Origin of the sequence: Rhizobium vallis (genome assembly GCF_003985155.1) — a bacterium.
In the GTDB taxonomy this organism is placed as follows: Bacteria; Pseudomonadota; Alphaproteobacteria; order Rhizobiales; family Rhizobiaceae; genus Rhizobium; species Rhizobium vallis.
This window is the reverse complement of the sequence record NZ_ML133699.1, coordinates 88435-100217: the sequence shown is the minus strand read 5'-3', so window position 1 is coordinate 100217 and position 11783 is coordinate 88435. Positions and strand designations below refer to the sequence as shown.

Below are 11783 nucleotides of genomic sequence, written 5' to 3'. Positions count from 1 at the left end.
GGAATTCTCCTATTTGTTAAGGGCTGCGGCGATCGCAGACGTCGCCTGTTCGTTTGAAATGTCGGCCAAGCGATGGAACTGACGCCATGCCTGGGGGGTGTTGCGCAGGATGTATTGGCTGTTTTCCGGAAACCGCACCGCGCGCCATTCAGTGATGATGATCCGCATCGCCATGCGCACGACGACGGATCGAAACAGCAGGTCGATCTCGTGTGGTGTCAGGGCCCGAAGCGCATGGAAACCCTGGACGAATTCGATTGCCGCCTGCAGCGGATCGGTTGCTTCGGTCAACTGGTAGGCGGCAGCGACAGCAACATCGAACAACACGGGCGTCTTGACCATGTCGCCGAAGTCAATGATGCCAGCCACTTGATCCGTGTCATTGGGATCTACGACGATATTGTCGCTGTTCAGATCATTGTGAACTAGCTGGGCCCTTAGAGCAGGAACGTGCGGTTGGATGTCGTTTTCGAACAGAGAAAGCCACGCATATAGCTCGTCTTTGCCGCCGGACGTCGGGAGATCGTCGACCATCCCCTTGAGCGAGAGAACGTTCTTGAGATCCCAGGTGGAAAAGTGGTCCTCGGCCGGGTGACTGAAATCCGCGAGCGCAATTTGTAACCGTGCGAGCATTGTGCCGATGTTGTGTCGCTGAGCTGGCGTCTGCTTCGCTTTCCGCTGTAACAGGCCTTTGGAGAAGGTCACCAGGCGCACGGTGCGAACATCATCTTCCGATATCTGCAGCTGAAATTCAGGCAGCCCTTCAAGCGTTTTCACCACGCGCTGGACAGGCAATTCTGGATCCCGTCCAGCAACATGCATCAGGGCAAGCGTGTGAAGATTTGTGACATCAGGCGCCTCCCCAGGATTTACGACCTTGAGGAGGTACTCATCGCCAGAAGACGTCGCGAGACGGAAGTTGCTGTCCTTCTCACCTGACAGACGATGGGCTTCCGCTACGACGCCATAATAGCCACTCGCGATTGCAACGGCTTCAGCCTCTGAAAGGAGCTGGGAGCGAGCCGTCAGCGCGGGGTTGATCGAAGCAGCTTGCGGAATTGCCATAATTGCGGTCGCCCATATTGATATGCCGATATATTGGTATATAAACATCAAGGACGTCAACTAATTTTTCATCAAAACTTCGAGGAGCTCGATCATGGACCAGGGAGTTGCGCTGTTTCACCCGGAGCAGATGGACCTGCGCCTGTCGAAATCCTCCCAGGTCTACGAGCTTTTGCGTGAGGCAATCATCTCCTTGCGGCTGGCGCCGGACGCGCCGATCCTAGAACGCGAAATCTCAGCGCAGCTGGGTGTGTCCCGGACCCCGCTTAGGGAAGCGATCCTTCAACTCGCTACTGAGAACCTCGTGCGTATCGCCCCCAGCGACGGAACGTTCGTAAACCGAATCATCCCCAGCGAAGTGCTGCAGGGACAACTGGTGCGGGACACAATCGAAATGCGGCTGACCCGTCTGGCGGCAAGGAACTTCGGCGACACGTTCGAGAAGGATTTCGAATTGTCCCTCTTCCGGCAAAGCTCTGCGGCGAAACGCCAGGATGTGGACGAGTTCTTCGCGCTCGATAACGAATTTCACCGTCTCATCTGCCAGTGCGCGGGCTTTCCTGAAGCCTGGCAGACCATCCACGGGGCAACTGGACAGCTCGATCGCTGCCGACGGCTCGCCTTCTCTCTCGAAGCCCACTACTCGGCCGTCTACGACGAGCATGCCGCCATGTACGAGAAGCTCCGGACCCGCGATGAAGACGGGGTCGCCGAGATCTTCCAGGTGCAGCTCGATAGCACCTTCCCCTCAATCGACATTCTGCTTCGTGAGCGTCCCGATGTCGTTGCCGGAGCGGAAGCGGACTTCGATATCGCGCTGATCCGCTAGGGAGCGTGGCACAAACTATCTGAGGAGGTTTTCATGACAGTACCCAGCATCGAACGTATCGATTGCTTCCAGGTTCGATGGCCAATGCCCGAGCCGCTGGCGAATTCCATCAGCGTCTTCCGGGAACGGGCTGCGCTGATTGTGTCGGTGACGGCAGGCGGCAAGACTGGTTGGGGAGAGACATGGGCTCAGCCACTAGCGGCCGAAACCATCATCACGGGAAGCATCGGACCAGCAATTCTAGGTGCAGACGCCTCCGCGCCGCGCGCCATCTGGGACTCGATGATCCGCCTTCTGGGTCGAGACCGCAGCGGGATAACGCACATGGCGATATCGGCGCTTGATATGGCAATTTGGGATGTTGCCGCCCGGATCGAGGATATGAGCCTAGCGCGGCGTCTCGGAGGTGCGGTCCAATCATCCCTGCCGACTTATGCAAGTGGACCATTTCTCAAGACCGGAAGCGATCCCTACGCCGACATGGTTCCCGAGATCGAAGGCTACCTCGCACGCGGATTCAATGCGGTGAAGCTGAGACTTGGCGCCGACTTCAGGTCTGATCTGAAAGTTCTTGAACAGATCCGCATGAGGTTCGGCGATGACCTTCCTGTCATGGTCGACTTCAACCAAGGCCTTACGCGCCTGGACGCCGGTCGCATTTTGGGTGAGTTACCCGCTTTCGGAATTCTCTTCGCCGAGGAGCCACTGCAGCCAGATGACACCGAGGGATATGCGGAACTTGGCACCCGAAGCGCGACGCCTATCGCCGCCGGCGAATCCTTGGCGGGCGTCCGCCGCTTCAAAGACCTGATCGCGGCAAACGCACTGGCTGTCGTGCAGCCGGACGTCGCCCTATGCGGCGGAGTGACCGAGTACATGCGGATCGCCGCGCTGGGTGAGGCCCATGGATTGCCCGTGGTTCCACACGTTTGGAGCACCTCCGTTATTCACGCCACTTCCCTGCAGCTCGCGGCCCTAGCGCCGAAGGGACGGGGTTACGGTTTTCCCATGCCGACTTTCGAAATCGATCCGACACCGAACGCCCTGATGGAGCTAGGTGGAAAGGTTGCGGTGAACTCCGACGGGACGATCGATGTCCCCGACAAGCCGGGCACAGGCCTCGACCTCGACGCGGAGCGTCTCTCACCTTTCACCAAATCCCGCAGCTTCGTCGACCGCCAATAGCCGCTCATAGAAAGAGGAACTCATGGAACTCACCGTAGACAGCAGCACCCGCATTCACTTCCTGATCGGCGATCCTATCGCCCAGGTCATCGGCCCCACTCTCATTTCTCAAAAAATGTCGGACGCTGGCTTCAACGGGGTAATGCTGCCACTTCACGTCTCGAAAACGGACCTCCCGGCGGTCCTTCAAGGTTTCGACGGTATCCAGAACCTGGACAGCGTTCTGATCACCGTGCCGCACAAGATCGCGTGTGTGAGCCATTGCACATCACTCTCGTCTCGGGCCGAGAAGCTCGGTGTCGTCAACATCATGCGAAGGAAGCCGGACGGTACCTGGCATGGCGACAACTTCGACGGCCCGGGTTTCGTCAAGGGACTCGAGAACCATGGCCACGTCGTATCGGGCAAGAAGGTCTACATGGCCGGAGCCGGCGGGGCCGGATCGTCGATAGCTGTCAGCCTTCTCGACGCCGGAGTGGAATCCGTTGCGATCTACGACAAGAACGAGGAAACGCTTGGAAAACTGTGCGAAAGCCTCGATCATTTTTATCCGGGCCGCGTCAAACGCTCGACCCCACAAAGCGTAGGCGGGTATGACATAGTGGTCAACGCAACTTCGATGGGCCTTCGCGTGGGCGATCCCCTCCCGGTCAACCTTGATGGCGTTAGGCCTGGAACACTTGTGGCAGATGTGATCACCAAGCCTGCGGTGACGCCATTCATGGAAGACGCACTTGCGCGCGGGTGCGAGGTGACCTCGGGCACCGACATGCTGGATGGACAGATCGACCTGCTTTTCCGTTTCGTGATTGGCGAAGACATCCCCTGAAAGGGCACTCAGGCAGTCAAATGAGCCAAAACCCCGGCACACCGCGGTGCGCCGGGGTTCGGCTTGATATACTGGTATTTCGAAGTTTCCAGACTATAACTACCGTCAAGATTGACACGACTTCGCAAGGACCACCGCAAGGATGCAGCCCGTATTTAGCGCCGACCAGCTCGACAGCCGATTTTCCAAATCCTCGCAAGTCTACGAACTGCTACGCAATGCGATCATATCGCTGCAATTGCTTCCAGAGAGTGCGCTCAACGAAAAAGACATCTGCGCTCAGCTCGAGATTTCCAGGACGCCGCTCCGCGAAGCCATTCTCCAACTTGCGAAGGAAAACCTGATCAAGATTGTTCCGAGCGACGGAACCTTCGTCAACAGGATCGTATTACGAGAAGTCCTTCAGGGTCAGCTCGTGCGCGATACGCTCGAGATGCGGGTGACACGTCTGGCTGCCAGGAATTTTCAGTCTCAGTTTGAGAAGGAGTTCGAGCTTGCCCTTTTCAAGCAGCGGGCTGCGGCCGAGCGCAAGGAGGTCGACGAGTTCTTCGCACTAGACAACGAGTTTCACCACATCATCTGCCGTTGTGCTGGCTTTGGCGAAGTCTGGCAGACCATTCACTACTCAACTGGGCAACTCGATCGCGTTCGCCGCCAAGCCTTTGCTTTGGAGCAGCAGTTTTTCATGGTCCTCGAGGAGCACGAGCAGATGTATGAGAGCTTGCGAGCCCGCGACGAGGAAGGTATCGCCAAGGTCTTTCAGATTCAGCTCGACAGCACGTTCCCTTCAATCGAGATTTTGCGCCGTGAAAGGCCAGAACTTCTATTGGGCGGAGAGGACTTCAACGTGAGCGACATTCGGTAACGTCCGTCGCTTCGGTGGATTTCGGCGGTCCGGCGCCACACGTTGTTTAGCCAGAATTTCAATCGCCCGCTTCTCGGAAGGTGAAGAGGCGGGCCTATCTTCCCGCCCCCTTCTGCAGGTCACGCTCGATCGAACTCGATAAGCAAGCCGCCTTGCGGTAAACCGAGAGGGCTCGCAATCTCATTGGCAATCGCTTTACGTCCAGCCACTTCATTGAGCGTAAGATGACCGCCTCCAAAGGTCGCCTTGTCGAGAAGGCCTCGAACGAGGTTGGCATCCGTCTATGTGGGAAGCGTTCCGCCTCGCCCATGACAAGCAGGTCTGGGCTCGGGTCCTGCGCTCTTCGGACCGACGTGAACTATTCCGCCATCATCCATTCGGCGATTGAACCGCCCACTGCCGCTATCGTAGAGATCTCGACGGAGGGAACGCCGAAAACGCGACCCGCAATTGTTCCCTGTCTCTGCATTGCAACATGCCCGTCGATGGCCATGCACAGCTCGACGGTCGCCGGATTCGCAAGGACGTCACTATTCCGCCGTAACTCATCATCCGACATTCATCGGGGCATCGCCCGTAGAGCGAAGCGACTAGAGCGTGTCGCAGCTTACGTGATTAAGGATTCCATTGAAGACTGATTCACCTGGCCATGGAAGGAGGGAGGGTTTCACCGCGGTTCGTCAGCAAGATGATGATCCTGCAGCGGTTGTAGGGCTCTGTCGCGCCGGCCACGCAGGTCATGCCCCAGGCGGTGGTAAATTGAGGGCGCATAGCGAGTGGATTGCCGCGCATGTTGCCGGCAATGGCGATGTGACGCTGAACGAATTGTGCGCCGAACTGGCGGGGCGCGGTGTGATGGTCCATCGCGCCCCGATTGGCCGGTTTCTCCAACGGCTTGGGCTGAGCAATCAGAAAAGCCCTGATGGCTACCGAACAACTGCGACCGGAGATCGCGCGCGCCCGTGACCTGTAGATCGAGCGACGCCGACGCTTCTTCAACAAAGCATTAGCTCGGCTCATCTTTATCGACGAGACTTCAACCAGCACCAAACTGACCAAGCGCACTGGATGGTGCCACAAAGGACAGCGTTACCAAACTTCCCCAGTGGCGCCACGTTTAAAGACGCCCCGCCTCGATGATTTGTTTCAGGAATGCGCGCGTCCGTTCCTGTGTCGGCGAACCGAATATTTGTGCCGGTGGTCCGGCCTCGAGGAGCCTGCCTTGCTCTAGAAAAACGACGAGGTTTGAGACTTCTTTTGCAAACTGCATTTCGTGGGTAGCGAGGATCATCGTCATCCCTTCCGTCGCCAGATCACGAAGAATATCGAGAACCTCTGCGACAAGTTCTGGATCGAGTGCAGACGTAATCTCGTCCAACAACAGGGCCTCCGGCTCCATCGCGATCGCACGCACGATCGCAACCCGCTGTTGTTGGCCACCTGATAGCTGGTCCGGGTAATATTTCGCGCGATGCCCCAGATTGACCCGTTCAAGTAACTCTACAGCTCGCGCCCGTGCCTTTTCGCGCGATTGTTTCAGGAGCTTGATCGGCCCGGTGACGATGTTCTCCTCGACAGTCAGGTGTGGGAACAAGTTGAAAGACTGGAACACCATGCCAACTTTGCGACGAAGCTTGTTCAGGTCAACGCCGGGCCCGGAAACAACGTCGTCGTCAACTCGTATTTGTCCATTGTCGATTGGATCCAGTGCGTTCAGGCACCTCAACAGAGTACTCTTTCCTGAACCCGAAGCACCTATCAGAGTGACGACTTGGTGCCGATCGACCTCTAGGTTGATACCTTTCAGAACCTCGTGCTCGCCGTAGCTTTTTCGAAGGTCATCGATTTGGATGAATGCCATTTCAACCTCTCAAGCGCTTGTTGGCCCGCGCTAGTCTCCAATCGACGTAGCGGGTCTGCGGTATGGTGAGGACGACGAACACAATCGCAACGACCGACACCGAGGATAGATTGAAGCTGGAAGAGGCGTAGAATTTCGCCTGGTTGAAGGCATCCAGTGTTCCGATAACATTGACGAGTGACGTGTCCTTCTGGAGGGCGATAAATGCTGACAGGAGCGGCGGGACGACGAGGCGGATGGCCTGAGGCAAGATGAACCATCGGAGCGTTTGAATGTAACTGAAGCCAAGGGAGCGGCTGGCAGACCATTGCGACGGATGAATGGAAGCTATCCCCGAGCGATAGATTTCCGCAACATAGGCGCTGTATGTGAGCGTCAGAGCGATGATTGCGAACCAGTCCGGGGACAGGCTTGCAAGGACAGGCAAGTTGGTCAGAGGCAAACCAAACCCGATAAGATAGAGCACTATGATCGCCGGTACTGCGCGCATAAGGTCGATATAGGCAACAGCCATGAAGCGGATCGGAGCGCCGGCCTTCCCGGGAGCCATGCGTGCCACGGCAAGGACCAACCCGATTACCAGCACCAAAATCTGCGAGATAAGCGCCAGCTTAACGTTGACGGCGAAAGCCTGGAGCACGTCAACAGCGCTTTCGCGCATCAGTTGCCATTGGAGGAAGGTCTGCTGGAGCTTGCCATCATTCTGCAACAGCAGCTGCAAGAAGCAGAAAACGGCAAGTACTGCGAGAGTGAAGCCAAATGCGATCAATGCGTCTTGGCGCGAGGCGGCCGCGGAGGAGCGCGCTGCCAGAACGTCATCGGCGCGCGTCTGACGGCTTGCGCGCAGTGCCAGGGTCATCGACCAACATGCCATAAGCAGTACCAGCGCTCCTGCTGCCATGGCAACGACGATCAGCCATAGGCTGACCGTCTTCAAATCAGGATCCGTGATACCATTCCTGACAGCGCCCCCGAGTGCGGCGATCGTGAACAGTAACACCAGGGAAACTCCGAGCGCGGTGGAGGCAAGCGGCACTGCGCGCGGAGCGGGGCTAAGCCGTGGCATGGGAGATCCTTTTGTTGTCAAGGCAGTTGCCACACTGGCACACTGTTTGGATCTTTCCCGAAGAGCGGGGCGAGATAACTGGCGGACAAGGCGGCAATTGTGCCATCTTTCATCATGTCGCCAATCACATTGTCGATCGCGGCAGAATTTTTCGAGTTCTTCGGTGTGACTGCTCCATAACCCTGTTCGACGTCATACTGGCCTATGACTTCGGCCGCGCCTTTCGTGCCGGCAGTCGCTGAGAGAACCAACGTCGTGTCCGAGATTATCGCATCGACCTGTCCGGCTAGCAGTGCATTCACCAGATCGGGTTGTGTTTGATAGAGCGCGGGCTGCCGGCTCGGCTTCAATGTGTTGATGACCCAGTCCGACCCCATATTGCCTTGAATGACGCCGATGTGCTTCGATCGGATGTTTGATGCCGTGACGTCAGTGCCGGCCTTGACGGCAACACCGAGGTTTGAGTTGAAATAGGGTTGCGAAAAATTGAATATTTGCTTGCGCTTTTCGGTGATCGTCGTTGTAGCAATCGCGACATCGTAGCCTCTGGCGGTTCCGGATATGTACTGGTCCCAAGCAAGATTAAGTAATTTAAGGTTCTTGAGGCCCGCACGGTGAGCGATCTCGGCAGCCATGCAATATTCGAAACCGTCCTGGGTGGAGGCTGGTGACATGCCGTTGTACCAGCCAGGGTTAGGCAGGACCGTGGCGACGATCAAGGTATCCGGCTGGTCGGTGGCAAGGTTCAATGATCCTGCAGACCCCATGGGCGCGCACTTGCCATAGGATGGAGCCGAGCCATCGGCGAGAGCATGGCCGGCGCCTAGGACTGCAATCATCATTGCTACGAGAATCTGCTTATGTTTCATGTGTTCCTCCCATGGAGTTTCTAAGTCAGTGCCGTGAACGTGCTCGATCTCCGGCGGCCAAAAGGAAATGCTCAATCAGCGATCGGAAATCCTGTTTTGAGGCGTTAGGCGCCTCGGGGTGCCATTGCACACCAACCATCCAATGGTCGCCGGCGTTCTCCAGAGCCTCGACAAGGCCGTCGCCGGCCTGCGCGGCGATGGTCAGTCTGTTACCGACCCGGTTCACGGCCTGGTGATGCGCGGACTGAACGGAAATTTGCTTGTCGGCATAGATGCTGGAGAGCCGGGAACCGTCTGCAATCTGCACGAGATGTGAAACCATCACCGAGTTTTCGTCGTTGCCGACATGGATCGTGTCGGAGCCTATGTCCTGGACGAGGTCGCCGCCGCGCAAAACGTTCATCAACTGCATGCCGCGGCAGATCCCAAGAACGGGAATGCCGTGTGCTTGAGCCGATGCCATCAGATCAAGTTCGAACTTGTCCACTTCAACATTCAAGCCGTAGATGGTGTCGGACGTGGCCATCTGTCCGTAACAACTGGGATCAGCGTCGGCCCCTCCAAGCACAAGCAAACCTTGTTTGCCGTCGAGCAGCGCTGCCGCTTTGTTGCCCGGACAGGAAGTTTCCAGAAACGAGCCGTTCGCTCCACATGCGGCGAGCTCGCTAAGGACGTTGTCGGCCAGACACGTCAATGCGGTTTTCAGAGTGTCGCTCGCGCCGGGTGGCATTAAGGAGCCAGCGACGAGAATCTGAAGTGCACCAACGTCGTCAGGCTCCGGGTATGAAAGGGTTGCTTTTGTCATGACCATCCCTACTATCTAAGCAAAATGCTAAACATCTAAACTCTAGAGGTCAAATGAAATTTGTCGACCCGCGCAGTGTCGCTTCTGTTTCGACACCCAGCCTCGTGGCAAAGCGCGTGCACGAAGCGATCGTCAGCGGAGAACTCCGACCCGGCGCCCAGTTGCCGTCCGAAGCGGAAATGGCGCAAGGTTTCGGCATCGCATTGATGACTGTCCGGGCGGCGCTGACGGCATTGCGCGACATGGGCCTGTTGATGACAGTGAGGGGACGACACGGGGGAAATTTCGTCGCAGACGACGTGGGAGACCGCCTGACCGAAGCAGCGAGGAAAGCCCCGCTGGACAAAGTTCTGCTGCGTGACCTCACAGACTGGAGGCGCGCCGTTTCGGGTGAGGCCTGCTTTCTGGCCGCCGAACGATCGACGCCCGATCGCCTATCGCAGATCCGGTCCGCAGAACAGGAGTATAGCTCGTCGGAGGTGCAGTTTCCTGAGCTGCGGTTTGCCGACGTCAGGCTGCATGTCGCCATTGCCGAAGCGTCGGGTTCATCTCGGCTGGTGAGGGCGGAAATGGAGCTTCAAGTTGCTCTGACAGACGTCATACTGTCGACCGATCGCCCCGTTCGAAGCCGCAAACTGGCCTCATATGATCATGGTCCGATAATCCGAGCCATAGAGGCCGGGCAAGCTGCGCAAGCGCGGGAAGCGATGATCCGTCATGCTGAGGACACATTTAACTGGGCTGCACTATTGGTATAATTTGAGCTTGGTCATCCAATTAAAAACGGTCACCGGAGCCGGCCGACGGTGGTTTTCACCGCCGGCCTGCACTCCGTTATCGAGGCGGTGTTCGAGGCTAGAACGGCAACACAGCTTTCCTGCGCTGTGTGCTGATCCAACGCTGGACCGTGAATGCCTCGATGGCGCCCTTGGGGCCCCATTTTCCGCCTCCGCCCGATGCTCCAATTCCAGAGAACGGGCAATGCGGTTCATCGTGGACTGTCGAAGCATTCACATGCACCATTCCGGCATTGATCCGCTCGGCAAGAAGCTCGCCGGCCTGCGCGTCGGCAGTGACAATGGCCGCCGTCAGTCCGTAGTCGCTGTCGTTCGCCAGTTCGATAGCATGTTCCGTGTCATCAGCCGGCACCACACAGGTGACAGGTCCGAAAATCTCCTCGTACCAAATGCGCATCTGCTGCGTGATACCGGTTAGGACGGTCGGCTGATAGAAGGGGGCTCCCGCTTTCCCTCCACAGCATACGACGGCGCCAGCGTCGCGTGCTTCGTCAACCAGTGCCTCGATGCGCTGGAGTTGACGAGCATTGATGATGGGACCAATGACGGAATGGGGATCGTCAGGGGGGCAGGGAGCGAACTTTCCGACCTTGTCAACCAGTCTTCGGACGAACTCGTCGTAGATGGTCTTTGCGACGATAACCCGGTCGGTGGACATGCAGATCTGCCCTTGATGCAGGTAGGAGCCGAAGAATGCCAGATCGACGGCGTGGTCGAGATCGGCGTCTTCCAAAACGACAAGCGAATTCTTGCCCCCGAGTTCGAGCATGACGGGTTTGAACTTGCGAGCGCAGTCGACCGCCAATTGCTGCCCGACATTGGTCGATCCGGTGAAACTGATGCCCGCGACCCTCCTGTCGTTTACGAAGGTGCTTCCCACGTGGGGAGACCCTTCGCGCCCCGTCGTGAGCACGTTGAATACTCCCTGTGGAAAGCCGGCATCCGACAGGAGCTGCGCCAACATCAGTCCGCCTGAAATGGGACTGTCGGCGGATGGTTTGAGAACGATCGTGTTGCCAAGTGCGAGTGCATAGACAAAACCGCGCAAAGAGAGGTAGAGAGGGAAGTTCCATGGGGAAATGACCCCGATGACGCCACGCGGCCGCCGGACGGTGCGATTGATGCGTCCCGGAGCGTTGGAGGGCAGCGTTTCTCCAATCTCTCGTGTCGTCAGCCCAGCCGCCTCACGCAAAGCGACCGGAATGAGCGAGCATTCGTACATCGCTTTTCCAAAGGTTGATCCGGTCTCGGCGATGAGTGCTCGAACAAACTCGTCACGACGCTCAGAGAACAACTCGGCAGCACGGTAAAAGAAGGACGAGCGATCCGTGGGGGATAGTTCCTCCCAGGCCGGCTGGGCAGCAGCGGCCGCGGTGACAGCGCGCTCGATGTCTGCCGGCGTCGCGTCTGCGATCATCGCGATGGTTCGACCGGAGGTGGGATCCTGATCCTCGAAGTACGCGGAACCCGACGGACGTGCCCAGAGGCCATTGATGAACAGCTTCTGTTCAGGCGGCGATGAGTTCTCTTCGATACTTTTCCAATAAAACATTTCGTGCTCCTCCTTTTTGAATAATCGCCCAGCGCGGCTCTGCCGGCGCGACTTCCAAGG

The 11783-nt window shown here is 57.6% G+C and carries 12 protein-coding genes; 5 read left to right on the top strand and 7 right to left on the bottom strand.

Annotated elements, in window-relative coordinates; all coding sequences use genetic code 11:
* Window positions 1–9 precede the first annotated feature (9 nt).
* Window positions 10–1065 (bottom strand): phosphotransferase, encoded by a 1056-nt coding sequence (locus EFQ99_RS29535; protein ID WP_126924695.1) that lies wholly within the window; start codon window positions 1063–1065, stop codon window positions 10–12.
* A gap of 94 nt (window positions 1066–1159) precedes the next feature.
* Between EFQ99_RS29535 and EFQ99_RS29530 the strand changes: the two genes are divergently transcribed.
* The 4 genes from EFQ99_RS29530 to EFQ99_RS29515 all read left to right on the top strand — a co-directional run bounded on the left by EFQ99_RS29530 (window position 1160) and on the right by EFQ99_RS29515 (window position 4773).
* The gene (locus tag EFQ99_RS29530) at window positions 1160–1894 is read left to right on the top strand and encodes a GntR family transcriptional regulator (RefSeq protein WP_245441605.1); all 735 of its coding nucleotides are present in this window, start codon (window positions 1160–1162) and stop codon (window positions 1892–1894) included.
* Window positions 1895–1927: 33 nt separating this feature from the next.
* Complete coding sequence (locus tag EFQ99_RS29525; protein WP_126924694.1) at window positions 1928–3079, top strand: mandelate racemase/muconate lactonizing enzyme family protein; 1152 nt, start codon at window positions 1928–1930, stop codon at window positions 3077–3079.
* 22 nt (window positions 3080–3101) lie between these two features.
* Window positions 3102–3908: a shikimate dehydrogenase family protein gene (locus EFQ99_RS29520; RefSeq protein ID WP_126924693.1), complete on the top strand. Its 807-nt coding sequence runs from the start codon at window positions 3102–3104 to the stop codon at window positions 3906–3908.
* 142 nt (window positions 3909–4050) lie between these two features.
* Window positions 4051–4773, top strand: a complete 723-nt coding sequence (locus EFQ99_RS29515) for a GntR family transcriptional regulator (protein ID WP_126924692.1) — start codon at window positions 4051–4053, stop codon at window positions 4771–4773.
* Between the two features lie 639 nt (window positions 4774–5412).
* On the opposite strand, the gene EFQ99_RS29510 is transcribed toward EFQ99_RS29515, so the two are convergent.
* The 5 genes from EFQ99_RS29510 to EFQ99_RS29490 all read right to left on the bottom strand — a co-directional run bounded on the left by EFQ99_RS29510 (window position 5413) and on the right by EFQ99_RS29490 (window position 9374).
* Window positions 5413–5820, bottom strand: coding sequence for a hypothetical protein (locus EFQ99_RS29510; RefSeq protein WP_126924691.1), 408 nt, complete (start codon window positions 5818–5820; stop codon window positions 5413–5415).
* A gap of 70 nt (window positions 5821–5890) precedes the next feature.
* On the bottom strand, window positions 5891–6634 hold the full coding sequence (locus EFQ99_RS29505; protein ID WP_126924690.1) for an amino acid ABC transporter ATP-binding protein: 744 nt from the start codon (window positions 6632–6634) through the stop codon (window positions 5891–5893).
* A gap of 1 nt (window position 6635) precedes the next feature.
* Window positions 6636–7634, bottom strand: coding sequence for an amino acid ABC transporter permease (locus tag EFQ99_RS29500; protein ID WP_245441604.1), 999 nt, complete (start codon window positions 7632–7634; stop codon window positions 6636–6638).
* Window positions 7635–7717: 83 nt separating this feature from the next.
* Window positions 7718–8569, bottom strand: coding sequence for an ABC transporter substrate-binding protein (locus EFQ99_RS29495; RefSeq protein ID WP_126924689.1), 852 nt, complete (start codon window positions 8567–8569; stop codon window positions 7718–7720).
* 25 nt (window positions 8570–8594) lie between these two features.
* Window positions 8595–9374: a gamma-glutamyl-gamma-aminobutyrate hydrolase family protein gene (locus EFQ99_RS29490; RefSeq protein WP_126924688.1), complete on the bottom strand. Its 780-nt coding sequence runs from the start codon at window positions 9372–9374 to the stop codon at window positions 8595–8597.
* Between the two features lie 53 nt (window positions 9375–9427).
* Between EFQ99_RS29490 and EFQ99_RS29485 the strand changes: the two genes are divergently transcribed.
* Window positions 9428–10132, top strand: coding sequence for a FadR/GntR family transcriptional regulator (locus EFQ99_RS29485; RefSeq protein ID WP_126924687.1), 705 nt, complete (start codon window positions 9428–9430; stop codon window positions 10130–10132).
* Between the two features lie 97 nt (window positions 10133–10229).
* Here the strand turns inward: EFQ99_RS29485 and EFQ99_RS29480 are convergent, their stop codons facing one another.
* Window positions 10230–11723, bottom strand: coding sequence for an aldehyde dehydrogenase family protein (locus EFQ99_RS29480; RefSeq protein ID WP_126924686.1), 1494 nt, complete (start codon window positions 11721–11723; stop codon window positions 10230–10232).
* Window positions 11724–11783 lie beyond the last annotated feature (60 nt).